Raw genomic sequence first — 25,404 nt, 5'->3', positions numbered from 1 at the left:
CTTTTAGTTATTACTCGCTATCAAATATGTAGGTACAAAAATACGAAAAAACAGTGTGTTAGACAAAAAAATGGAAGAAAAGTTTTTCAGTTAAGCGCTATTTTATTAATTTCGCGTTTCAAAGAAAGGCTTAAAAGGCCATAAACACATAAATAAATAAGAAGATGGAATTACAAGGAAAGGTAATCGCAGCATTGCCGGAAAGAAGTGGAGTGTCGGCTCGTGGAGAGTGGAAAGCGCAAGACTTTGTCATCGAAACGCATGAGTCTTATCCGCATAAGATGGTGTTCACCGTGTTCGGTGTAGATCGTTTGGCACGGTTCAACATTCAGATCGGACAGGAAGTGATGGTTTCTTTCGATATAGATGCACGTGAATACAACGGCAGATGGTTTAACAGCATCCGCGCTTTTGATGTTCGGATGGTCGATCCGGCCTCTGTTGGGATGCAGGTTTCACCTCAGGCACCTATGCAATCGGATCAGCCGGCAGCCTCACAAGTAGCTCCGCAGGCTCCGTTCCCACCTCAAATGCCCGAGAATAGTGCTGATGATCTGCCTTTTTAAGCAGCTTTTAGAAACTTATTTTTTGTTTGCTCTCTCATCGAGAGCGTTGAAATCCCATTTGGTTTGTATGTAACTTAAAAATCAATTACATATAGATTATATTTCGTTTAACCGTTAATTGCACTGCGATTGACGGTTAATTGTATGGCGAAAAACGGTTGTTTGTAAAGTGATTGATGATTACTTGGAAACGGAATGAATGAAAGGGTGAAAAGGAAAAGAATCATTTCATCTTTTTATTCGTTTCATGTTCCGTGTTTGAAAGCTTTTATTTTAATTTCGTGATTGCCTTTCTCAATCGATCGGTTGCCTTGTCATCAGTAGCTTCCAAGGGCATAAAACCTTCAGTCAGACCGAGAATATCTTTCATAACAAACAGTAACCGCGAGGCAAACTTCTGCATTCTGAGATGGCGGAGCATTCTTGTCAGATTTTCTTCATCGTAATTCTCAAAACGGATCAGCTCGAATAGATCGATGAGATGCAGCATCGAGACGCTGCGATGATCGATTTCATATTTGAGATTGAGTATCATCGTGCAGATCATCCGCTCGATTTCGCCGTCTTCTTCGGTGAAATCATCGAAGCGATTGCGGGTAAGCAAGCTGCCGGTGAGCACATTCTTACTGTCCAAATGCCCCTCGGGAATAGATAAACTTGTGGGAAATCGATCGATATTTGCAAGAGAAATATTGGGAGCTGCGTATTGAAGTCGGGCAAGACCAAGCCTAATCCTGTCGAGTATTCCTTCATCGTTGGCATAGATAAAGACGCGTCGCCAATCCTCGTTGGATAGTTTCGACAGACAGTCCGACGCCTCTCTGCGCAGTTGATTGTTTCTTGCGGCCATTTCATCGACTCCGATTTGCAACAAAAAACAGATCGCATCCTCGGTCTGTTCGCCGATCATAGCATAGCAATTAGAATCGAGCACTTTCTGATAGAGCATCAACATTTGTTGTGCCATGCTCTCTTCCGAAAGCTCATTGGTGAGAAGCGGATTCCTGATGACTTGTGTTTTATTATTCCACCCCAGGTGTCTGAATGTCTCTTTTTCCATCGGATTACAGAGATGGACAGCTGAGACATGTTCTACCATAGTGCGTTGATAAATAGCTATTTGTGCTGATTTAGTTCGTTGTTTACTACGAATGATCCACGGTTGGAGATCTCCCATCGGAGAGAAAATAGTTGGGATGTCTTGATGTTTGGCCTTGGCAGCCAGTCGAGCTGATGTATATACCATGCACCTATGATGTGAATCAGATCGTAATCCACGATAGATCTCGGCAGTTTGACCGTCACTTTCACGTCCGCCATGGGTTGCAGACAGCGGCTGAGAATAGAAACAAACTCGTGATGGAGCTTCATTCGATCTGTTGTCCGAGGTATATAAATCAGAATTTTCATAGCTTCGCGGGGTAGGGGAGCTTAGAGTTTGTGACTGGTGAAATCGTTTTTATCGGCTGATAAATAGCGAAGTCGGTTGGTAGCACTATGCCAAATCAGGCTCAGTTCATAAGGAATGATTTTCCAAAAACCGATATTCTCATTGAATTGTGTCGTTACCTGATGAGCAAATATGGTGCGAGTGACCAGTGTAATGAGTAAAGCCGCACCTGCGGAAGCATTGATCACCCAATCATCATCGATAATTCCATAGGTGAAAGCGACACAAATAGCTACATAATTGCCATACATCAGCCACATATCTATGTTGTAAAGTGCACGATGAAGCCTACTTCGTTTTAGAAATTTGCGTGTTTCCAAATAGAAAAGATGGTCGTTGCGCCACGTTTTAAGAGATGGCGACTCCTCGCGCAACCATGCTTCTTCGGCCGTTTCGACGCCAGTTGTACCCCTTTGAGCATATTTGTTGACCAAGAAATCATATTCTCCGCGAATCAAATGCAGGTTTCCGCTATAACCGTTAGCCGCCATAAAATCACTCTTTCGAAACGAAACGCAATGTCCGCAACTGCGATATGTTGTGCCTTTGATAGCTTCTCGTGCAGTGTAACAGAATGTTCGAAGTCGTTCGAACTTGTAATAATCGGGCGTTTCATCATCAAATCCCGTGTAACCGATCACCAGATGCTTATCGTTTTGGAAGTTGTGAGCCAACGTTTCCAACCATTTCTCAGATGTGGGAACACAAAATGCCTCCATCAATACGATCCATTCGTGTTTCGCAGCTTTAACTCCAAGTGTCACTGCGAGCTTCTTTCGACTCATATATCGCGATGAATCGGGAATGAAAGTGGTATAGAGGTGCTTGTTATCTGCATATCTTTTGAGAACGTCTTCGGTCTCGTTATCGCCTTTTTCCATAACAACAATCACCTGAAAATCAGTTGGATAATCTTGATTAATGATCGATGAGAGATTGCGAACAAGTTCCTGAGCGTTGTCATGGGTAGTGATGACAATGCTGACAGGTGGCAATGACTCATTTGTTGTATCGTTCTCGTTCTCCGGTTTACTTCTTCTTACGATGCGCTTCCATCTGAAAAACGGATTGAAAAACGGTGTAACGAACGCTAAAAGAATAATGGATATGCTGATAATAAGTGTTGTGGGCTGGATGATCATGAGTTTAATTCTTCCTTAATATAACCTTTCGGTGGCCGATTTATCGATAATTGCCAATTCGGGAATACCCTCCACCTTGAAGTAAAGGATGTTTTCGTCAAGTGCCAAATGGATTTCCCAATCACTTTTATCCACTTCTGCGAAGACGATTCGATCCTGTTGGAAACCCGATTCGATGACTTTCTCTTTCTCGTCACCACTAATAGTATTGGCACCTAAGCCTGCTTCGCAAATGATTTGCCATATTTCCGGATTGGCATTTGTCTTGACTGCGTAGTATGCCACATAATTGTTGTGTTGTGCCACTTTATCATTGATCGTGTGTAATGTGGCCCGAAGCAAGTCGGTGTCATAATAATAAAAAGGTGTTTGTAGGGTTTTCAACTTACTAATAGGGAACATTTGTGTCATTGTTTACATCTGCTCCTTATTTAAATAATACCCGACTAAGACACTGCAAAGCCTGTTTCTTATCTGATTCTTTAACGAGGAATGAGATATTATAATTACTTCCACCATACGAAATCATTCGCACAGGGATATCTTTCATCGCTTCCAATGCTCGCGTTTCAAATCCTTTGTTACTCCAATGCAAATCTCCGACAACGCAAATGATGCACATCCCGCTGTCAACAGTCACTGTTCCATACTTCTTTAACTCATCTACAATCTCGGCTAACCGTGAATTGTTGTCTATACTCATTGAAACAGCAACTTCACTGGTGGCTATCATGTCGATGGGAGTTTGATAACTCTCGAAGATTTCAAATACTTTGCGAAGAAATCCGGCCGCAAGCAGCATGTGACTCGACCTGATTTGAATGGCGGTTATATTGTCTTTGGCTGCCACGGCTTTAAATTTGCCGTGCGAAAGATGATTATCAACCAGCGTACCTTCTGCATCCGGATCCATCGTATTCTTTAAACGGACAGGTATTCCGGCGTATTTGGCAGGCTGAACACACGTCGGATGCAGAATCTTTGCACCGAAATAAGCTAGCTCTGCGGCCTCTTCAAAGTTCAATTGATGCACAGCCTCAGTGTGATCGACGATTCGCGGATCATTATTGTGCATCCCATCGATGTCCGTCCAGATCTGAATCTCTTCGACATTCAGGGCTACTCCCACCAGAGAAGCTGTATAATCGGAACCTCCGCGAAGCAAATTATCTACTTCGCCATACGCATTCCGACAGATAAAACCTTGTGTGAGATAAATCTGATACCCCTTATTCTCTGTCATCAAAGTCGTGAGATGCTGTCTGATATATGCCGGATCGGGTTCCGAATTTTTATCTGTTCGCATGAAGTCGAGCGCATTCAACAGAATTGCTCGTGTGCCTTGCTCGTGCAAGTAATTGACAACCATATTCGTGCTGATGATCTCTCCCTGCGCAACCATCTGTTTCTCTTCAAACGAAGTGAACAAATCCTTGGTAAAAGAGCGCAGATATTCGAATTCATTTCGTATAAATTCGCTCGTTTTCTCCTTGTATTCATTCGTGGAATAAAGCTCTTCGATGTGTTGGATATATTTTTTTTCCAATGCGTTGATCACCTCATTAGCTCCTTCCGGATTCCTTTTATAAAGATAATCAGCGGCTTCTATCAACGCATTTGTTGTACCCGACATGGCCGAAAGAACAACAAATGCAGCTCGCCGGGTGCTGTGATCAGAGCGGCTACATGCTTCATACGATCTGCCGAACCGACAGACGTGCCGCCGAATTTCATTACTTTCATACGCATTTAACTAAAAATCCCTTGTAAAAATGCTTAATTCTCTTCGCTGTCTTCCGTCAAATCCAGTTTGCTGTATGCTTCTGTGATTTCTTCGAGTGTGTCGTCTTTACATTGATAGACGATACCTGGGAATCGGTCGAGCAATTGAATGTTATGCGTTGTCATGATAACGGCCGTACCCGACTGCGTGATTTGTTTGAGCAAAGACACTATATGAGCAGCCGTTTCGGTGTCTAAGTTACCTGTTGGTTCGTCGGCAATGATGATTTTAGGCCTATTCAGAATCGCTCTTGCAATGGCGATGCGTTGCTGTTCACCGCCCGACAACTCATGCGGCATCTTGTTTCGCTTGTCTTTCATCCCCACACTGTCGAGTACTTCATCGATACGCTCGTCGATTTCAGTCTTATTTTTCCACCCCGTTGCTTTCAAAACGAAATGCAGATTCTTGTAGATATTGATGTCGCGAAGCAATTGGAAATCCTGAAAGATGATTCCCATCTCTTTACGCAGAGCCGGAATCTCTTTTCGTTTCAATGTTTTTAGATCGCGTCCGAGCACTTCTGCCTTCTCGGCTTCATCCGATTCGATGTCGAGTTCGCAATAGAGCGTTTTGAGCAGCGATGTTTTTCCCGATCCCACTTTGCCGATGATGTAGATAAATTCGCCTTCATCGGCTTTGAAATTCGCCTCTTTCAAGACGAGCGCATCAGCTTGGTATATATATTTACTTTTCGGTAATCTATAAGCATTCCGATTCTTATTTAGATGATGATATGATATTTTTCCCGTGCTATTTTGTGGCAAAGTTACGAATTTTCTGTTGAATAATGTGTGTTCGTTCTTATATTTTGATCGGGAGAATCAAATAAACGGGCATGATGAAAAGATGCTTTTCGGCCCCTCATTAACGGCTTTTCAGACGGTAAATAAGTATAAATGGGAAAACGAAAAACGGTGTTTGAGAAACTGTGGAGAAACAGTTGGTTATTCGTCCGGATGTCCGGCAGCCCGCAAGACAATGCTGGTGGCACCGATGGTAAAGAGCGTTCCGTCTTCGATCACGCGTCGTTCGCGGTCGCCGAGGATGTCGTTGCCCACGAAAGTACCCGTATAGCTCGGTCCGTCGCGCAGTATATATTGCAGTGCGCCATGCTTATCGCGACTCACATGGATGAAACAATGCGTCATGTCTATGCTGGGATCGCGTGTTTCGATGGGGCAGTTGATGCCGCTGTTTTTCATGTATCGACCGATGACATTATCACCCATGCGAAGTGGAATGACCTGTTTGTAATGGAACACATTCTCGATCACCACGATAGAACCGCATCCTTGTTCGTTTGCTTGTTCGTCGGTCACTTCGTCTTTCTGCGTGTTGCGAAGTTTGGAAACACCGATTCGGATGCCAAATTCCTTACCGCATGCAGGGCATTGGAATACCAATGATTGGCCGGACGCATATTGTGTTTCATCAAATGTGATGTAATTGTCGCACTTGGGACAGCGTACTCGTTTCATAATCAAGAATTAGTGAGGGGGCGTTATTTAATCAACATCACCCATGCTTCGGCAAATTCGCTGTGCCGACGTAGGCTTCTCAAAGATGTATAAGCCTCGTTTTGGGTTTTGAATCGACCGAAAATGACTTTTGCTCCTTTCTTTCTGCGCAGCACAGAGGCCTCTTCGTAACCATTGCGATGGAGCTGATCGACATAGGCTTGGGCATTTTTGAGGGTGACACGACTGGCCAAAACGATACTGAAATAAGGCTTCCCGAAAAGCGTGTCTATCGGTTCGGCTGTGGGTTTGGTCGTTTCTTTTGCAGTCGGCTCTGCCTGGGAAGTTTGCGTTTGAGGCTTGATCAATTGTGTAGGAACCTGTCCGGTGGTAATGTCTTTGGGCATCACGCGATAGAGCAAACTTGTGTCGAGTTTGCCGCTTTGCGTTGTATGCGGATCATTGATGCTCAAACGAGTAGGGAAAAGTAGGAAAGCGAGAACGACGCAAGCCGCAATGGCGAAGTCGCGCAACACGCTTACACGAATGCTCACGGTCTTTTCCGGCGAACTTGTCAATATGGCTGCAGCAGCGTCTGACGGCTCTTCTGTTTCGGTAGGATCAACAGTCGGTTTCTCAGATACCGTTAATGAGCTTGCAACTAACGTGCTTTCAGGCTCTGGTTTATCGTTAGTTGCCTCGTCGGAAACGGTCTTTTGCAAAGCGGTTGACGATGATGTCGCGATTCGAAGGAATTCAAACGAACTGAGACCGTATAGTTTCGGCGTCAAGATACCGGCTTCACTGGGGGCGAACTCATAGTGTCCTTCATCGTTAACACGGATTGTTCCGATGTAATTCAACTCATAACTGCCTTCCTCTTCGAGTCTTTGTCTGAGTTCGCGCACATCGTCGTCGATGCGCCGAAGCGCTTCGGGGTAACTGATGTCATAGGCTTCCACATAGGAAAGAGCCAACAGCGAGTCGTTCATTGTGAGTTGAGGATTGAATCCGAGTGTGCGTAACGGAGGAAGAAAAAGCTGTTCTGCCTCGTCATATCGTGCTTCGACATGATGTGCGGTGAAGCCTCCGAAGCCCGGAATGATCACGCAATCATTGTTCAAAAGCAGTATTTCGATATGTCTTTCTAATTCAATCACGGTTGCAAAATTACGTCTTTTCGCTGAAATCGACAAACGATTAAGTATAAAAAACACTTTTGAGGATGGGCAAGTTAATTCTCCATGCAATATGATCGGTTGTCAGATTTATTGTTTACCTTTGTTGCCGATTTTACAAGACACGTTATTATCTTTATGGAATATATCAAGACAGCAATCGAAGGAGTGTATATCCTTGAACCGAAAGTGTTTAACGATGCCCGCGGATACTTCTTCGAGCTTGGAAGAAAGCCGAATTTGAAGCGCAAGTCGGACCTGTCGACTTTGTTCAGGACAATGAATCGAAGTCGAGTTACGGCGTTCTGCGCGGTCTTCATTATCAAAAAGGTGCGTACTCTCAGGCCAAACTCGTGCGAGTTATCAAAGGACGGGTCTTGGATGTGGCCGTAGATCTGCGCAAAAGTTCACCGACTTTCGGACAATATGTGATGGTCGAACTGAGCGATGAGAACAAACGGCAGTTTTTCATACCGCGGGGCTTCGCCCATGGGTTTCTTGTTTTGAGCGACGAAGCCGTCTTTACATATAAGGTGGACAATGTTTATGCCCCGCAGGCCGAGGCAAGTATCCGCTGGAATGATGAAGAAATCAGCATCGACTGGCCTATCGACACGAAAGATGTGGTGATGAGCGAGAAAGATTCCAAGGCCAAATCGCTGCGCGAAGCAGAAATTTTCGAGTAATGAATATAGCCATTGTCGGTACTGGATATGTAGGACTTGTGTCGGGAGCATGCTTTGCCGACACGGGTGCTGTGGTCACTTGCGTGGACGTCGATGTGCAGAAAATTGAGCGATTGAAGCGGGGTGATATCCCCATTTATGAACCGGGATTGGATGAACTTGTGTTGAAAAATATTCGGGCGGGTAGACTTCGGTTTACCACTTCATTGGCCGAGGTGTTGAACGAACAGCAGATCGTGTTTTCAGCAGTGGGTACGCCGCCCGACGAAGATGGTAGTGCAGATTTGAGTTACGTGTTGCAAGTGGCCCGGACAATAGGGGAGAATCTCCGTAAATATATTGTCGTGGTCACAAAAAGCACTGTCCCCGTGGGCACAGCACGTCGAGTTCGGGAAACAATTCAGACCGAACTCGATCGCCGCGGCATTGAAACAGATTTCGATGTGGCCAGCAATCCGGAGTTTTTAAAGGAAGGCAACGCATCAAAGACTTCATGAGTCCCGACAGAGTGGTTGTGGGCGTGGAGAGCGAAAAGGCCAAAGCATTGCTCACCCGTCTCTACAAACCGTTTCTTCTCAACAATTTCCGCGTGATCTTTATGGATATTCCCAGCGCCGAAATGACCAAATATGCCGCTAATTCGATGTTGGCCACGCGAATCTCGTTTATGAACGACATGGCCAACCTCTGTGAGTTGGTGGGCGCTGACGTGAATATGGTGCGAGCAGGAATCGGTAGTGACACGCGCATCGGCCGTAAATTCCTGTATGCCGGATGTGGTTATGGAGGCAGTTGTTTTCCCAAAGATGTGAGGGCACTCATCAAGACAGCTGACGATGCAGGCTATTCGATGGAGGTGTTGAAAGCTGTCGAGCGGGTCAATCAACAGCAGAAAGGCATTCTTTTCGATAAATTGCAAACCACATTCAAGGACGAATCGCTGAGAGGGAAAACCATTGCACTATGGGGATTGTCGTTTAAACCCGAAACCGATGATATGCGGGAGTCGACCGCTTTGGTCATGATCGGCAAGTTGCTCAAGGCCGGTTGCCGTGTGAATGTCTATGATCCTGTGGCGATGGACGAATGCCGGCGTCGCGTGGGCGATGCTGTGGCATACGGACGAGATATGTATGATGTGGTCCTTGATGCTGATGCACTGCTTCTGATCACCGAATGGAAAGAGTTTCGGTTGCCCAATTGGGAGGTCATTGCTAAGGCTATGCGTCGCCGACTGATTATCGATGGGCGAAATATTTTTGATGCTGCCGAACTCAAAGAAGCCGGATTTGAATATCATTGCATCGGGTGTTGACTAGTATTATAAAAGGAGTGATGAAGCCAAATCGTTATATTGTCGTCGCATGGATTGGTTTGATGGCGTTGGGGGCGTGCCGAAACCGCAATGCACAGTCGATCTCTGTCTCTTCGGAAGACCTTAAAGCGAAGCAGATGTTGCAAGGAGTTTGGGTGAATGAAGACGAAGAAGACGTGGCCTTTCGTGCCAAAGGCGATTCCATTTTCTATCCCGACACGACGAGTCAGCCCGTCTCTTTCCAGGTGTTCAACGACACGCTGGTGCTCCACGGAGCCAATGACGTGAAATATTTGATCGTCAAGCTCAGTAAGCATCTGTTCATATTCAAGAATCAAAACGGTGAACTTGTTCGGCTGACACTCAGCACCGATAAAGTCGACCTCATGGCTTTTGACACGCGTCGTCCGCAGGCTCTGAATCAAAACCAACTGATCAAGCGCGACACGATTGTCACGTTCGACGGTGGAAAATATCACAGCTATGTGCAAGTCAATCCCACCACATTTAAGGTGATCAGAACTTCGTATAATGACGAGGGCGTAGAGGTGGACAACGTTTATTATGATAATATCATTCACATCAGCGTATTCAAAGGCGCACAGAAACTTTTCTCGCGTGATTTCCGCAAGACAGATTTCCGAGACAAGGTTCCAGCCGATTTCTTAAGCCAGAGTATTCTGAGCGATATGCTGTTGACACGCATCGATGCAGCCGGTCTCCATTATTACACACACATTTGTATGCCCGACAGCCCGAGCAGTTATATCGTAGAGGTCGTCATCTCTTATGACGGAGCAATGACGATGCGATTTGTTGAGTAAAAGCTTCAGTTTCTCTTAAAATCATTGTAGAAAAAGGCTAGCAACTCGTTGGTTTAATAAAAAACAGCTGCAGAAATTAACCGGTAGCCGGCAAGCTTAATTTCATCAATTGACGAAATTAACCGGTAGATGGAAGACTTAATAAAAGAGTTGGAAAAATGGTCCTGCTTGCATGTGGACTTCATTTCCCACTGGGAAATAGCAATTGCAATGACGTGATGATTCATATTAATGTGGTAAAGTAAAGGAGCTAAGCGAAAAGGCTTAGCTCCTTGAATGATTTTTAAGTTTTCTCCTGAATCTATCCGCAACAGAAGAGTACAATCAGTTGGGCTGTGAAAATTCGGAGAAACATACTGAGTGGGTAGACCGTGGAATAGCCGATGGCTGGTGCTTCTTTGGAACAAATCTGGTTGGCATAAGCCAATGCGGGAGGATCTGTGCATGTTCCAGCCAGCATTCCCATGATGGTGAAATAATTGAACTTGTACTTCAACCGGGCAATTGTGCCGATGATCAGAATCGGAATGATCGTGATCAGCACGCCGGTGTAAACGTATTTCAATCCGTCGCCTTCGATGACGGTCTGCCAGAAGTTGGCTCCGGCCTTAATTCCGACACTTGCCAGGAAGAGCACAAGGCCGATTTCGCGTAGCATCATGTTGGCAGAAGTGGTGGTATAGGTGACGAGTTTCATCCTGTAACCGAATCGGCCGATAAGAATGGCGATGATCAGCGGTCCGCCAGCAATACCGAGTTTGAGTGGTGCAGGCATTCCGGGGATGGCAACGGGAATACTTCCGAAGAGTATTCCGATGATGATTCCGATGAAGATGGTGGCAATATTGGGTGTGTCAAGACGCTTGACGGAGTTACCCATCATATCGGCTACACGATTAACATTATCTTCCGGACCGACCACCATGACGCGGTCGCCCACGTTGAAATGGTGTTCACGACTGGCAAAAAGATCGATTCCTTGTCGGGTGATGCGTGTGATATTGACGCCGTAAACGCTATTGAAGTGGATTTTACCCAGTGTTTTTCCATTCATCGATGGTTTGGTCACAACGATTCTGCGCGAAACCAGTGGCTGTGTTTTGTCTTCTGCAGTCCATTCAGCATCAATTATTGGACCGATAAAAGCTTGAATGGCCTCGGCATCGGCTGTGGCGCACACGATTAACACTTCGTCGCCCAGTTCGAGTACGGTGTTTTGTATGGGGATCGAAACTTCGCCGTTGTGCAAGAGTCGTGTACAGACAAAGTCGCGGTTGAGAAATTCAGAGATTTGCCCCAATGTTCGCCCTGCCATGTAAGCATTGCTCACTTTGAGGTGCATGATGTGCGGCTTGGCATGTGGATTGTCAGACTCTTGTACATCGAGTTCCTTTTCTTCATCACTGAGGTTTACGCGGCAGATGTATCGCACGGCGATGGTGGCGCCGATGATGCCCAACACTCCCAAAGGGTATGCACAGGCGTAACCCGAAGCGATTTCCGGCACGGAACCTTGGGCAAAGACACTGGTCAATGCTTCTTTGGCTGCACCGAGTCCGGGCGTGTTAGTCACGGCACCATAAAGTGTGCCGACCATCATCGGAAGATTGTTTTTATCGCCCGTGTCGAAGAAGAGATAGTAGCATCCAAACATTACGCCAATGTTGAGCACGATGAGTGCCGTGGAAAGGAGATTGAGTGTGATTCCTCCTTTGCGGAAACTCTCAAAGAAACCAGGACCGACTTGGAGTCCGATGCAGAATACGAAGAGGATGAGTCCGAAGTCTTGGATGAATGTCAGGATGTTGACAGGGGCTGTGAACCCTACATGTCCTGCTACGATTCCTGCAAAAAGGACAAATGTCACACCGAGCGAGATTCCTCCAACTTTGATTTTCCCGAGATAGACGCCACACGCGATGACGATGGCGTAGAGCAGCGCGATGTGCGCCACAGAGTCTGTTGTTGTAAAGAGGTTAATTAACCATTCCATAATAGTAGTGTTATTCGGCTGCAAAAGTACGGATTTATTTGCATATATTAGAAAATGTGTTCGGAAAATTAGTCAAATATCTGTGGCTTGGCCTGCTTCCTTCAAGTTTTTGTACTAACTTTGCATCCAAAATCGGTATTTTATAGAAGTTTTGACAGGATAAAATGGAGAAAAACAAACATTATTCCGAATGTCTTTTGCGCCGAAAGCTTGATTTGCTTTTACGCACGGGGAAAATTTTAGTGGAGAGTTCGGCCGACACGAGTCGGATTATGCGAAATATGAAACGCACGGCCATGTATCTCGGTTTGCCCGAAGACGATCTGCATATACATATCACTTATAACATGCTGATGGTGAATCTGAGCGATGAAGAGCATTCTTTCTCTAAATTCCAGCGTTGTGATAAGCATGGCATCAACATGGAGGCGATCTCTGCTGTCAGTCGATTGTCTTGGCGGGCGATCAGCAAAGACTATTCGCTCGAACAATATGAGACGGCTTTGGAGGAGATCAGTTCGCGCAAACGCAATTATACGCCATGGATGGTTGCTGTTGGAGCGGGATTCGCTTGTGGAGGCTTCTGCATCCAATTCGGTTGCGACTGGCCGGCATTCTTTTATGCATCTCTTGCTGCGATCCTTGGATTCAGACTTCGTAGTGTGCTTAATGAAATCGGTTCCAACGGTTATGCCAATATCGCCTTTGCTGCATTCTTTTCGACATTATTGGCGTTTTTGACTGCTTTTATCTCTATGCCAGTCGTGGAATCACTGTTACCTGCTTGGCTAATACCTTTCACTCATTCTGCCACACCATGGCATCCGTTAATGGCCTGTGCGCTGTTTATCGTTCCGGGTGTACCGCTGATCAATTTTGTTAGTGATATGTTGGACAACAACATTGAAGTGGGAATCGTGCGAGCGGTGAATACGCTGTTGATGGTTGCGGCCATGGCATTTGGTATCGCACTTGCTATTAAGATCTGCGGAATCGATAATTTCGTGAAAGATTTGCCGATGACGCCCCATCATTCTTATATAGAATATGCCATTGCAGCAGCAATTTCGGCCATGGGATTTTCGATGATCTTCAATCTTCCGAAACGTTTGCTGTGGGTAGTTGCTATCGGCGGTATTATTGCGGTGTGCTCTCGGAATTTCGTTAACTTAGGTCCCAGCAACCATAATGTCGGTCTTGATTGGGGCCCTGTGATTGGCTCGCTCATTGGATCATCGCTTATCAGTATTATTACGATTAAGTTAGTGCATGTGTTCCACACACCGCATCATTGTATTTCGATTCCGAGTGTTATCCCGATGGTGCCGGGCGTGTTGATGTATCGTGCTCTTTTTGCGATCATTGAAATGCATGGTGTGGTGGGAGAAGTTACCATAGCCACGCACAATGCTATCCGAGCGTCGTTATTGATCTTGTGTATTGCCGTTGGTGTGGCTATTCCTAATATATTCGCTCGTCGCTGGATTGCTCCTGAGCGTAGACGCAAATTAGAGCGGCTGATAGCCGAACGTAAAAGATGTGGCAATTTTGTAGATCTTCATTGCATAGAATGAAATTGACATATCTGGCAGCGGTGTTGTGCCAGATTTGTCACTTGTCTGCCTTTGGCACGAATTTCGCTTTGCGTGGGGTGACTCGTAAAGAGATCAATTTATAAAACATTTAATATAGTTTGAATTATGAACATTAAACCATTAGCAGACAGAGTGCTTGTACAACCTGCTGCTGCGGAAGAAAAAGTAGGTGGAATCATTATTCCCGACACCGCAAAAGAGAAACCGTTGCATGGTAAAATCATCGCCGTAGGTAACGGAACAAAAGATGAGGAAATGGTATTGAAAGCCGGCGACGACGTACTTTACGGGAAATACGCTGGTACGGAGCTTGAGTTTGAGGGCGAGAAATATCTGATTATGCGCCAAAGCGATGTGCTCGCTGTTTTAAATAAATAATTGTTTAAACCCAATCACACAATAAATTATTATGGCAAAAGAAATTAAATTCAACATAGAAGCTCGCGACCTGATGAAACAGGGCGTGGATCAGTTGGCTAATGCAGTCAAAGTTACCTTAGGTCCCAAAGGTCGTAACGTTGTTATCGAAAAGAAATTCGGTGCTCCGCAGATCACCAAAGACGGGGTGACTGTTGCTAAGGAGATAGAGTTAGAGGATCGTTTCGAGAATACCGGTGCACAACTCGTCAAGAGTGTTGCCAGCAAAACCGGTGACGACGCTGGCGACGGAACCACAACGGCTACGATTTTGGCACAGGCCATCGTTACGGAAGGTTTGAAGAATGTGACCGCCGGTGCTAATCCGATGGATTTGAAGCGCGGTATCGACAAGGCTGTCAATGCTGTTGTAGAGTTTATCAAGAGCAAAGCCGAGAAAGTTGATGACAATTACGAGAAGATCGAACAAGTTGCTACGGTGAGTGCAAATAACGATCCTGAGATCGGAAAACTGTTGGCCGACGCTCTGCGCAAGGTTTCTAAGGATGGCGTTATCACCATTGAGGAGAGCAAGAGTCGCGAAACCAATATCGGCGTTGTAGAAGGAATGCAGTTTGATCGCGGTTATCTGTCCGGTTATTTCGTTACGGATGCCGACAAGATGGAATGCGTGATGGAGAATCCTTACATCTTGCTTTATGACAAGAAGATCAGCAATCTGAAAGATTTCTTACCCATTCTTCAGCCGGCAGCAGAGAGTGGACGCCCGTTGCTTGTTATTGCCGAAGATGTAGATTCCGAAGCATTGACCACATTGGTTGTGAATCGTCTGCGTGGCGGTTTGAAGATTTGTGCTGTTAAGGCTCCGGGCTTTGGCGATCGTCGCAAGGCTATGCTCGAAGACATTGCCGTTCTGACAGGTGGTGTTGTTATCAGCGAGGAGAAAGGATTGAAACTCGAACAAGCTACTCTTGAAATGATGGGTTCGGCTGACAAAGTTACGGTGTCCAAAGACAATACGACGATTGTCAATGGAGCCGGCGACAAAAAAGGTATTGCAGACCGCGTGGCTCAGATCAAGAATGAGATTGCCAACACAACCAGCTCTTATGACAAGGAGAAATTGCAGGAGCGTCTCGCTAAATTGGCTGGTGGTGTAGCCGTTCTCTATGTCGGTGCAAACAGCGAGGTAGAGATGAAAGAAAAGAAAGACCGCGTTGATGATGCGCTTTGTGCTACGCGTGCAGCCATTGAAGAAGGTGTTGTTGCCGGAGGCGGTACGACCTATATCCGTGCACTGGACGCTTTGAAAGGTTTGAAAGGCGATAATGCCGATGAACAGACCGGTATCAATATCGTGGAGCGTGCCATCGAAGAACCGCTTCGCCAGATTGTTGTCAATGCCGGGGGCGAAGGTGCCGTCGTTGTTCAGAAAGTCCGCGAAGGCAAAGGCGATTATGGTTATAACGCTCGCACAGATCAGTATGAGGATATGCACAAGGCCGGTGTTATCGATCCGGCTAAGGTGGCACGTGTGGCTCTCGAAAACGCAGCTTCCATTGCAGGAATGTTCCTTACCACAGAGAGTGTCATTGTTGACAAACCCGAAGACAAGCCAGCTATGCCAATGGCTCAACCGGGTATGGGCGGCATGATGTAATCTGTTCCCAATAATCGATTAAAGAGGAGAATCCGAACCAGATTCTCCTCTTTTTCTATTCGTGAGGATTCCATGCGCAAAAATGAGCCGTCCAAGCCCTTGGATAGATCAAAAATTGGGAAAATGGGCTGGACGAAGTATTGCGGGTATTCGAAGCGGGAGCATACTTGTCGATGACAAGTCCTATACTCGTGGGGCACAGGTCCTATACTTGTCGAATAGTCCGCAGAAGCGGCGTCTCGACACAAAACAAATTTTATCGTGAATACGTTGACAGGGATTTAAGCGACGTCTGCTTAAATCCCTGTTTGTTGATGGTTGACGAGGTGCTCAATTCTTAAAGCACTTCGTGCATCTGAATATCATATTGATCTGTGGGGATCGTTTCGACTTTCTGAAAGTCGAAACACACGCCGAGTTTATACGTATCGGGCATTTGTCGCAGCAAACGGTCGTAATAGCCCTTGCCGCGGCCCAAACGGTTGCCGGCGGCATCGAAGCCGACACCTGGAACGACGACCAAATCGATCTGATCATAGGCCGTAAAGGGTTCGCCGACCGGTTCCAAGATATGAAAGCTACCTTCGCACAGGTCCTGCAAACCGCGATAATGCCGCACTTCCAGGTTTTCGCCGTCGATCACCACGGGCAGCAATATCTGCTTGCCCATCGTTACAAGCCGGTTGACCAGCTCGTGGGTGTCGACCTCATCGGGTAGCGAATAATAGAGGAGTATGGTTTTGGCTGCCTTTAAACGCGGATGATGCAACAGTCTGTCGGTGATGGCCTGCGAGAAGTCGGCTAATTGCGCGCGACTGAATTGGGCTTTGCGGGCTTGATTTGCTTCCTGATTTCTGATTTAAACATGGGCGATGAGTTGAGAATGGCGGTGCAGCGTGCCGTAATCATAGGGTAGGGCGACATAGGCCGTCTTCCCGTTGCGCGCCTTATTCGATTTCGGTTCGGGTCGCTTCGGGAAGGCTTCCTTGCGCTGGAACACGTTCAAGGCTGCTTGATAGCTGGGTCGTCTTGGTTGATATACTGGTGCCAGGCACTCTCGTCAAGCATGTTATAGATGATTCGGCTGTCGAGATAGCGTTTGAGCAGTTTGTGAGACTTCTGTATCAACAGGTTGCGACGCTGCAATCCGTGCCTGTCGGCGTATGTCGCAAATTTGTCGACGATATTCTGTCGGTCGAGGTAATCAGACAGGGCCGTCATCGTCTTGAAGTTGTTCAGTTTGGGCCGATTGTCATCTGTATATGAGAAAGCGAATTGCAGGATGAGTCCGCTCATGCTGGCCTGCTTGAAATAAGAAGTCATTCCGAGTGTGTCTTCGGGTATGAAGATGTCGGGGGTGATGCCGCCGCCGCCGTAAACCACACGTCCAATGCCGGTGTGATAAGCCGGACCGGTGTGCTTGATACTGTCTTGGTTGAAAAATTCGCCATGCTGATAACGCGTGATGAGATCTTGTTCGTAATCTCTATTGTCGCCGAAGGTGTAAGGTTTCTGTATGCATCGACCCGAGGGCGTGTAATACCGCGCGATGGTGAGGCGGATCATGCTGCCGTCTGAGAAAGCGATCTGCTGTTGGACAAGCCCTTTGCCGAAGGAGCGTCGACCGATGATCGTTGCCCGATCGTTATCCTGCATGGCTCCGGCAAAGATCTCCGATGCAGAAGCCGACCCCTCGTTGATGAGTACCACGAGTGGAATCTTCTGGTAGCTGCCATGGCCGTCGCTTCTGTATTCCTGTCTCTGCGATTTCCGCCCTTGGGTGTAAACGATGAGTTTGTTTTTTGGCAAAAACTCGTTGGCCATCTGAACGGCCGACTGTAAATAACCGCCCGTGTTGTCGCGCAGATCGATGACGAGATTGCTGAATCCTTGTTGTGAAAGTGTTGCCAGAGCGATAAGCAGTTCTGTGTAAGTGGTCTCGCCGAAACTCTTGATGCGGATATATCCCGTATTGGCATCCAGCATATAGACGGCCGAGATGCTCTTCTGCGGGATTTCGCCCCGGGTTACGGTGAAGTTGAGTATTTTTGAATGCCCATAACGGATCACTCCGATTTTAACCTTGGTGTCCTTGGGGCCTTTCAGGCGGTGCATCGCTTCTTCGTTGGTCACGGTCTTACCGACAAAAGGCTTGCCGTCTATGGCCACGATCTTATCGCCTGCGAGAATGCCGGCTCTTTCGGCGGGACCGTTTTTGATGACATTCTGGACGTGAATGGTGTCTTGACGAATGTTGAACTCGATTCCCACGCCCGAGAACGATCCGCGCAAATCGTCGTTTGCAGCCTGCACATCATTGGCGCTGATGTAAACAGAGTGCGGATCAAGCTCGGCCAGGATTTGTGGAATGGCTTTGTCTACAAGGGAGTCGATGTTGACATTATCCACATATTGGTCGTCGATGATGTGGAGAAGATTATTGAGCCGATTGCTTCCGGTGCTGATAATATTGAGTCGATTGCCGGAGAAGTGATTGGCATAGAAGGTGCCGATAACGATTCCGATGACAACGCAGAGCGCCATCAGCAACGGCATATAACGATTTGATTTATTCTGATTCATTCTTCATCAGGGTTTAAATATATAACTTCGACGCCCGCCCGCCTCAACAGGTCAGGACCGTCTTCGAGTCTGTATTTCTCTGCATAGACCACACGCTTGATCCCTGCTTGAATGATCAGTTTGGAGCATTCGATGCAAGGGGCTGCCGTAACGTAAAGCGTGCTTCCATCACTATTGTTTGAACTGCGGGCGAGTTTGGTAATGGCATTTGCTTCGGCATGGAGGACATAAGGTTTGGTCATGTTTGTGTCGTCCTCGCATTCGTTTTCGAAGCCGCTCGGCGTACCGTTGAATCCGTCGCTGATGATCATTTTATCCTTAACGACCAATGCTCCCACCTGACGGCGTTTGCAATAGCTGTTTTCTGCCCAGATTCTTGCCATCCGAAGATAACGTAGGTCTAAATTTCGCTGTTTGTTGTTTGTGTCCATCCGATATATCCTCTGTTGACTTTCATTCGTTAGACGTGTGGTGTGACTTGATTCCGTTACGTTCGAGCAGTGCGTCGATGGTGGGTTCTCCGCCGCGGAATCGTTTATAGAGTGTCATGGGATGCTCTGTGCCGCCTCGTGAAAGAATGTTGTCGCGGAATCTTTGAGCTGTTGTCCTGTCGAAGATTCCATGTTGCTTGAATACACTGAAAGCATCGGCATCCAAGACTTCTGCCCATTTATAGCTGTAATATCCCGCAGCATAACCGCCCGACATGATGTGAGAGAATTGCGTCGTCATGCAGGTGTCTGATCGCTGCGGACTGATCATGGCCTTTGCCCAAGCCTTTTTCTCAAAGGGGATGATGTCTTCCGTAAAAGGAGTGCGCTGGGTGTAATAAGCCATATCGAGCAAGCCGAAGCTCACTTGGCGCAGGCATCCTGTGGCAGTCATGAAATTGCGACTCTGCACGATGCGATCGATCAAATCGTTGGGGATCGGTTCTCCCGTCTGATAGTGAAAGGCAAACGTGCGCAGGAAATCTTTCTCCACCGCGAAGTTTTCCATAAACTGCGAGGGCAACTCCACGAAATCCCACCACACGTTGGTGCCGCTGAGGCTCTCGAAACGGGTGTTGGCAAACATGCCGTGCAGCGAATGACCAAACTCATGGAGGAAGGTCTCCACCTCGCCGAGTGTCAGCAAGGCCGGCTTATCTGCGGTTGGCTTGGTAAGATTCATCACAACGCTGACGTGCGGACGCACATTGACACCTTTATGATCGATCCACTGTCCTTGAAATTCGGTCATCCAAGCACCGCCTTGCTTACCTTTTCGCGGATGAAAGTCGGCATAAAACACAGCGAGATACCTGCCGTCGGAATCGAATACTTCATAGGCTTTCACATCGGGATGGTAAACGGGAATGTCTTGATTCTCTCGAAACGTGATGCCGTAAAGTTTATTCGCCAAACCGAATATCCCTTTGATCACGTTGGACAGTTCGAAGTAAGGGCGCAACATCTCTGCATCGAGATTATATTTACGCAATTTCAGCTTGTGACTGTAATAGGCTGTGTCCCACTCTTGCAGTTCGAAGTCGTCGCCTTCGAGTTCGCGAGCTAACTGCATGAGTTCTTCGCGCTCCTTGATAGCCGTAGGTTTATAAGCCGTGATGAGATCGTCGAGCAGTCGATAAACATTCTTCACGTTGCTCGCCATCCGATGTTTGAGCACATAGTCGGCATAGGTTTCATAACCGAGGAGTTGCGCCAACTCGCGGCGAAGATTGATCAGACGTTTACAAATCTCCAAATTGTTCTCGCTGTTGTTGTGAATGCACTCGGTGTTGCGGGCCATATAGAGACGCTCACGCAAGTCGCGGCGCGTGGAGTAAGTCATAAACGGCAAGTAACTGGGATAATCCAATGTGATGATCCACCCCGCCTTGCCTTGTTCCTGAGCCGCCAAGGCTGCTGCTGCGCGTGCCGTCTCAGGTAGTCCGTCTAAGTCTTGCTCCTCGGTCAGATGCAAAGTGAAAGCCTTGTTTTCTTTCAGCAAATTTTGAGAAAACTGCAAAGAGAGGACACCGGCTTCTTCTGTGAGTTGTCGCAAACGTTCTTTGCCCGCATTATCCAGCAAAGCACCGCTACGCACAAAACCGTCATAACTCGTTTCCAGTAACATCTGCTCTTCGGGATTGAGCGCACGATGATGCTCATAAACGTATTTGATGCGCTCGAAAAGTCGCTTGTTCAGCCGCACGTCGTTGGCATGCTTGGTGAGAATCGGACTCATCTTCTGCGCCAAAGCATCGAGTTCGTCGTTGGTCTCGGCGCTGAGCATGCAGGAGAACACGTTGGATACGCGGTCCAGCAGGTCATAATAATGTTCGCCCTTGTCTGTATCCACGCGCGCAATCGTGTTTTCAAATGTCGGCTCAGTGGGATCATTGACGATCTTGTCTGTGGCTTCGTCATCGCGCCGGATGCCTTCCATGAAAGCCTCTTCATAGTCGCCGATTTGGATTCGGCCGAAAGGCACCGTGTTGTGCGGTGTGGCGTAGGGTTCAAAAAATGGGTTTATGCGTTGACTTTTCTCTGCTTTTATTTCATCCATACTGATCGCTCATGATTTAAATGATGTGCAAAGTTACGTAAAATATTATGCCTTGTTTTGTACTTCCTTGATATTTAACGAATATTTTTACGTTAGTGTGGTACGATCAATGGAAAACTGCGAAAACGGGTCTTTGTAGGCCTACGAAGATCGAAATGCGAGGAAAACGGCTCGTCGTAGGGGTACGATTGCTGAAAAGCAGCGAAAAGTGGTCTTCGTACCCCTACGATGATCAAAAAACGAGAGAAACGGCTCTTCGTAGGGGTACAATCAATGGAAAACTGCGAAAACGAGTCTTCGTAGGCCTACGAAGATCGAAATGCGAGGAAAACGGCTCGTCGTAGGCCTACGACGAATAAATAACGACAAAAGCAACTCGTCGTACCCCTGTTATTTGCAATTTATTAAGAATTAAACCCAAAAGATGGCTTCCATAAGTAAGTGCAAAGTGAAGCTATTCTTTTTCGGAAAGTTCCAGCCAGCGTATCGATTTCTCGTCCAATTCGGCTTTGAGTTCGGGCAGTCGTTTGCTTTTCTCTGTGAGATCGTCTATCGATAGCTTGCCGCTGCAAAGGTCGGCTTCGATCGAACGCTGCTCCGCTTCGAGCACAGCAATCGCCTGCTCTAATTGTTCAAACTCGCGCTTCTCCTTATAGGTCATCCGCACACGCGTGTCGTTGTGATAATCTTTCTTTTTGTTTTGGGGAGTGACAGATTGGGAGGCCTGAACTTCGGGTTGCAGACTGCTCCATGCACGAAACTGTGTGTAATTGCCGGGGAAATCCTGTACGACTCCGTCGCCTTTGAAAACGAGTAGATGGTCGACGATCTTGTCCATGAAATAGCGGTCGTGGCTCACCACGATGACGCATCCGGGGAAGTCGGCCAAATATTCTTCGAGCACTTGAAGCGTCTGAATGTCAAGATCATTTGTTGGCTCGTCGAGCACAAGGAAGTTAGGGCTTTTCATCAGCACGGTGCAGAGATAAAGTTTGCGCCGTTCGCCTCCGCTCAGTTTATAGACATAATTGTGCTGCTCATCGGGTGAGAACATGAAATATTGAAGGAATTGCGAGGCTGTCATCCGCCGTCCGCCGCCAAGGTCGATATAGTCGCAATGTCGGTGATGATGTCTATGACCTTTTTCTCGGTATCGAAAGCCAGCCCCTCTTGCGAGAAATAGCCGAAACGCACAGTTTCGCCGATGTCGAATCTCCCGCTGTCGGGCTGTTCGAGGCCGAGTAGGAGTTTGATAAACGTAGATTTTCCCGTGCCGTTATTACCGACAATGCCCATTTTTTCGAATCGGGCGAAGTTGTAATAAAAGTCTTTGAGGATTATTTTGCGATTGTCGAAAGTCTTCGATACATATTGGCACTCAAAAATTTTAGATCCGATATAGACCTTGCTCGATTTCAATCGCAATTGCCGTTCTTCAATGCGCTGTTTGGCTTTTCGCTCCAAATCATAGAACGCCTCTTCACGATAACGGGCTTTGTGACCACGTGCTTGCGGCATTCGGCGCATCCATTCCAATTCCCGTCGATAGAGATTGTTGGCGTGTTGGATTTCGGCGCGTGCTGCATCTATTCTACTTTGGCGCTTTTCGAGATAATAGCTGTAATTCCCGTTATAGGTGTAGATGGTGCGGTTATCCAACTCGATGATACTGTTGCACACACGATCGAGAAAGAATCTGTCGTGTGTGACCATCAGAATCGTTTTATTGCCGCGCGAGAGAAAGCTTTCCAGCCATTCGATCATTTCCAAATCGAGATGGTTGGTTGGCTCATCGAGAATCAAGAAGTCGGGTTCGGTGATAAGCACATTGGCTAAGGCCACGCGCTTCTGCTGTCCGCCGCTGAGTTGCCCCATCGACTGCGAGAGGTCTCGAATTTTGAGTTGGGTGAGAATTTGTTTGGCCTTTAAAATCTTTTCTTCGTTTCCTTGATGATTGAAGCAGGCATCGAGCACAGATTCCTGTGGATCGAATCGGGGTGATTGAACGAGAAAGCCCGTTCGCAGATCTCGTTTATAAATGATTTCGCCACTGTCTTTACTTTCGTGTCCTGTGAGCATTGCGAGCAATGTGGATTTCCCTGTGCCGTTTTTTGCGATGAGTCCTACGCGTTGTCCTTCGGCGATCGAGAATGAGATAAGCTCGAAAAGAATATCTGCTCCGAAACACTTTGTCAAATTCTGTACATCAACGTAAGGTGTCATCGTTGTGCTTTTGCGGTTAAGGTTTGATTGATTTGGTCGATATAGTCAAGCAGTTCTTCGCGTCCGGTTTTCTTTTCTGCACTTGTAATGAAGTAGGGTGGTAATACCTCCCATCTATCTTCTAATTCGCGCATCCAATTCTCGGCACTCAGTTTCACTTTGGCGGCACTAAGTTTGTCGGCTTTGGTGAAAACGATGGCAAACGGAATACTGCTTTCACCCAGCCAATCGATAAACTCGCGATCGATTTGTTGAGGTTCGTGCCGAATGTCAACCAGCACGAAAACGTTGACCAGCTGCTCGCGTTGGAGGATATAGCTTGAAATCATCTGCGTCAGTTGTTTTTGTACGGATTTGGATCGCTTGGCAAATCCATATCCCGGCAGATCAACAAGATACCACTCTTTATTGATTATAAAATGATTGATGAGCAACGTTTTTCCCGGTGTCGCTGAGGTTTTGGCTAATCCTTTATGCTTGCAAAGCATATTGATCAGGCTCGACTTGCCCACATTCGATCGCCCGATAAAAGCATATTCAGCCTTGTTATCATTCGGACATCGCCCCACGGTGGGTGCACTGACAACAAATTCTGAGTTTTTGATTTCCATATTCAATTGTGATTCGGGTGTAAAGTTTATGATATTTAATCTGTAAAGAAACTTTCAGGTGGAGAGTTTTAAAATCTGAAAACAAAAGTCATTGAGCAGTATAACTGAACAAATAAGATGTAGAGCAGCCATAGCGGTTTGGTATAGGTAATGCCAATAGTGAGACAATAAAACACAGCCTGTAATGAACGAAGACTGCCACTCATCATTCCATAACTGGCAGAACAGACACACGACATAAAACAGGTGATGGGAATGATGCTGACAGAGAAACTACTCGGAAAGAGATCTCCCGTAATACTTAGCAATACAGCGTGTGGCGCAATTGTCAACGACAAAATAATCCCGATGAATAGAAATAATTCCAGAGCCACTAATCGCAGGGCAAAGCGTTTGGGATAATCGAGTGTATGGATCGTGCGGATAGCTTTCAATAATCCGCTATGTCGCAAAGAACCATAAGCGAGACTCAACAACAGCAACCAAACCAACCAAGGTGAAGCTAAGTTTTCCGTGAAATGTGCGAAGAACCATCGTACTCCTTCACTACTTAACAAAGAACGTATGGTGAGTTCGGGTATGGCAGCTGTAATAAGCCATGACAACAAAACCAATGTTATCTCTGCAATGCCGAGGATAAGGGCCAGTATCGGAAATATTTTGTTATTATTCATCTGTGATTAATCATCGTCAGGATGCAAGTCGTCTATGTCGAGGATACGCAGTTCCAATGCGCGCACAACCAATCGAGTGGCATTGATACCAATACCGCCATTACCATTAGGAAAGAGTTTCTGCACGAGCTCGTTCTGCCGTTTTTCAAGACTTTTCACGCCGAAAGGCATTCCCCGTAGATTGGTAATTTGTTCCTTGGTATAGCCTAAGGCTAAATGACGAAGGAATCGTTCGTCGTATTCATCGATTTCATAATTGATAAGTGCTTCTTGGCGCATCAGTTGATTGTTGACACTGTATTTGAAGCGCTCCACAATCTTTTTGAGAATCGGCTCATTGAATACCATTCGCTTACCATTCATCACACTGGCCACATCGCCACGTGTGAGAAGTTCGCCGCTTTTGAGAATAATACCGTCGCATCCCGCATCTAAAACGTCTACCCACAGCTTTTCATTAAGAATTTCACCAGTGAAGATCAACACCTTAACATGAGGATAACTCTCTTTGGTTTGGCGACAGATCTCTACGCCGACAGTGGTAGATCCTCCTAATCCCAGGTCTAACAACACAAGATCGGGTAGTTGTTGTTTGATTTGTTTCCAATAAGCTGTCTCTGTCTCTGCCGTCCCGATGATAGTTGCTTCGGGTATTTCATTACGGAAAATTCCTTCTGTCCCTTTTAATTCCAAAGGAACGTCTTCTACGATAATTACTTTGAAGTTATCCATA

The 25,404-nt window shown here is 46.6% G+C and carries 18 protein-coding genes and 6 pseudogenes; 7 read left to right on the top strand and 17 right to left on the bottom strand.

Annotated elements, in window-relative coordinates; all coding sequences use genetic code 11:
* Nucleotides 1-164: 164 nt before the first annotated feature.
* Nucleotides 165-566, top strand: a complete 402-nt coding sequence (locus tag JCM12259_RS05635) for a DUF3127 domain-containing protein (RefSeq protein WP_025065718.1) — start codon at nt 165-167, stop codon at nt 564-566.
* Nucleotides 567-834: 268 nt separating this feature from the next.
* On the opposite strand, the gene JCM12259_RS05630 is transcribed toward JCM12259_RS05635, so the two are convergent.
* The 8 genes and pseudogenes from JCM12259_RS05630 to JCM12259_RS05600 form a co-directional block, all read right to left on the bottom strand.
* Nucleotides 835-1,665, bottom strand: a complete 831-nt coding sequence (locus tag JCM12259_RS05630; RefSeq protein ID WP_148299585.1) for a hypothetical protein — start codon at nt 1,663-1,665, stop codon at nt 835-837.
* 17 nt (nt 1,666-1,682) lie between these two features.
* Nucleotides 1,683-1,976, bottom strand: coding sequence for a hypothetical protein (locus JCM12259_RS16500; RefSeq protein WP_148299584.1), 294 nt, complete (start codon nt 1,974-1,976; stop codon nt 1,683-1,685).
* A gap of 21 nt (nt 1,977-1,997) precedes the next feature.
* Nucleotides 1,998-3,158 (bottom strand): glycosyltransferase, encoded by a 1,161-nt coding sequence (locus tag JCM12259_RS05625; protein ID WP_025065716.1) that lies wholly within the window; start codon nt 3,156-3,158, stop codon nt 1,998-2,000.
* Nucleotides 3,159-3,173: 15 nt separating this feature from the next.
* Entirely contained in the window at nt 3,174-3,569 is a 396-nt protein-coding gene (locus JCM12259_RS05620; RefSeq protein WP_025065715.1) for a type III PLP-dependent enzyme domain-containing protein, read from the bottom strand.
* A 16-nt stretch (nt 3,570-3,585) separates the two neighbouring features.
* Nucleotides 3,586-4,901, bottom strand: a pseudogene (locus JCM12259_RS14035) (aspartate kinase).
* Nucleotides 4,902-4,934: 33 nt separating this feature from the next.
* A pseudogene (locus JCM12259_RS14030) lies at nt 4,935-5,653 on the bottom strand (cell division ATP-binding protein FtsE).
* A 235-nt stretch (nt 5,654-5,888) separates the two neighbouring features.
* Nucleotides 5,889-6,422: an FHA domain-containing protein gene (locus JCM12259_RS05605; RefSeq protein WP_025065714.1), complete on the bottom strand. Its 534-nt coding sequence runs from the start codon at nt 6,420-6,422 to the stop codon at nt 5,889-5,891.
* 23 nt (nt 6,423-6,445) lie between these two features.
* Nucleotides 6,446-7,561, bottom strand: a complete 1,116-nt coding sequence (locus JCM12259_RS05600; RefSeq protein ID WP_025065713.1) for an HU domain-containing protein — start codon at nt 7,559-7,561, stop codon at nt 6,446-6,448.
* A 156-nt stretch (nt 7,562-7,717) separates the two neighbouring features.
* Here JCM12259_RS05600 and rfbC point away from each other — a divergent pair.
* From rfbC to JCM12259_RS05585, 3 genes and pseudogenes are all read left to right on the top strand, one after another.
* Nucleotides 7,718-8,265, top strand: a pseudogene (gene rfbC, locus JCM12259_RS14025) (dTDP-4-dehydrorhamnose 3,5-epimerase).
* Nucleotides 8,265-9,580 (top strand): annotated as a pseudogene (locus JCM12259_RS14020) (UDP-glucose dehydrogenase family protein). Before rfbC ends, JCM12259_RS14020 begins: the two co-directional pseudogenes overlap by 1 nt.
* Before the next feature lie 20 nt (nt 9,581-9,600).
* Entirely contained in the window at nt 9,601-10,404 is an 804-nt protein-coding gene (locus tag JCM12259_RS05585; protein ID WP_036888607.1) for a DUF4738 domain-containing protein, read from the top strand.
* A gap of 301 nt (nt 10,405-10,705) precedes the next feature.
* Here JCM12259_RS05585 and JCM12259_RS05575 read toward each other — a convergent pair whose 3' ends face one another.
* The gene (locus tag JCM12259_RS05575) at nt 10,706-12,397 is read right to left on the bottom strand and encodes a putative transporter (RefSeq protein WP_025065710.1); all 1,692 of its coding nucleotides are present in this window, start codon (nt 12,395-12,397) and stop codon (nt 10,706-10,708) included.
* Nucleotides 12,398-12,561: 164 nt separating this feature from the next.
* On the opposite strand from JCM12259_RS05575, the gene JCM12259_RS05570 reads away from it, so the two are divergent.
* The 3 genes from JCM12259_RS05570 (at nt 12,562) to groL (ending at nt 16,030) form a co-directional block, all read left to right on the top strand.
* Nucleotides 12,562-13,971 (top strand): threonine/serine exporter family protein, encoded by a 1,410-nt coding sequence (locus JCM12259_RS05570; protein WP_025065709.1) that lies wholly within the window; start codon nt 12,562-12,564, stop codon nt 13,969-13,971.
* 126 nt (nt 13,972-14,097) lie between these two features.
* Nucleotides 14,098-14,370 (top strand): co-chaperone GroES, encoded by a 273-nt coding sequence (locus tag JCM12259_RS05560; RefSeq protein WP_025065708.1) that lies wholly within the window; start codon nt 14,098-14,100, stop codon nt 14,368-14,370.
* 31 nt (nt 14,371-14,401) lie between these two features.
* Complete coding sequence (groL, locus tag JCM12259_RS05555) at nt 14,402-16,030, top strand: chaperonin GroEL (protein WP_025065707.1); 1,629 nt, start codon at nt 14,402-14,404, stop codon at nt 16,028-16,030.
* Between the two features lie 337 nt (nt 16,031-16,367).
* On the opposite strand, the gene JCM12259_RS14015 is transcribed toward groL, so the two are convergent.
* From JCM12259_RS14015 to JCM12259_RS05515, 8 genes and pseudogenes are all read right to left on the bottom strand, one after another.
* On the bottom strand, nt 16,368-16,889 hold the full coding sequence (locus JCM12259_RS14015) for a 5-formyltetrahydrofolate cyclo-ligase (protein ID WP_148299583.1): 522 nt from the start codon (nt 16,887-16,889) through the stop codon (nt 16,368-16,370).
* A pseudogene (locus tag JCM12259_RS14010) lies at nt 16,890-18,613 on the bottom strand (S41 family peptidase). It abuts the gene before it with no gap.
* Complete coding sequence (locus JCM12259_RS05540; RefSeq protein WP_025065706.1) at nt 18,610-19,044, bottom strand: deoxycytidylate deaminase; 435 nt, start codon at nt 19,042-19,044, stop codon at nt 18,610-18,612. The pseudogene JCM12259_RS14010 and the gene JCM12259_RS05540 overlap by 4 nt, the downstream one beginning before the upstream one ends.
* A gap of 22 nt (nt 19,045-19,066) precedes the next feature.
* Entirely contained in the window at nt 19,067-21,163 is a 2,097-nt protein-coding gene (locus JCM12259_RS05535; RefSeq protein ID WP_025065705.1) for a M3 family metallopeptidase, read from the bottom strand.
* Between the two features lie 454 nt (nt 21,164-21,617).
* A pseudogene (gene abc-f, locus JCM12259_RS14005) lies at nt 21,618-23,386 on the bottom strand (ribosomal protection-like ABC-F family protein).
* Nucleotides 23,383-23,997: a ribosome biogenesis GTP-binding protein YihA/YsxC gene (yihA, locus tag JCM12259_RS05525; protein ID WP_025065704.1), complete on the bottom strand. Its 615-nt coding sequence runs from the start codon at nt 23,995-23,997 to the stop codon at nt 23,383-23,385. The pseudogene abc-f and the gene yihA overlap by 4 nt, the downstream one beginning before the upstream one ends.
* Before the next feature lie 68 nt (nt 23,998-24,065).
* On the bottom strand, nt 24,066-24,671 hold the full coding sequence (locus JCM12259_RS05520) for a hypothetical protein (RefSeq protein WP_025065703.1): 606 nt from the start codon (nt 24,669-24,671) through the stop codon (nt 24,066-24,068).
* Nucleotides 24,672-24,677: 6 nt separating this feature from the next.
* Nucleotides 24,678-25,403, bottom strand: a complete 726-nt coding sequence (locus JCM12259_RS05515; protein WP_025065702.1) for a DUF5932 domain-containing protein — start codon at nt 25,401-25,403, stop codon at nt 24,678-24,680.
* Nucleotide 25,404 lies beyond the last annotated feature (1 nt).

This window comes from Hoylesella enoeca JCM 12259 (assembly GCF_000613405.1).
GTDB lineage: Bacteria > Bacteroidota > Bacteroidia > Bacteroidales > Bacteroidaceae > Prevotella > Prevotella enoeca.
The sequence above is the reverse complement of the archived record's forward strand: the minus strand, read 5'-3'. Positions and strand labels throughout refer to the sequence as shown.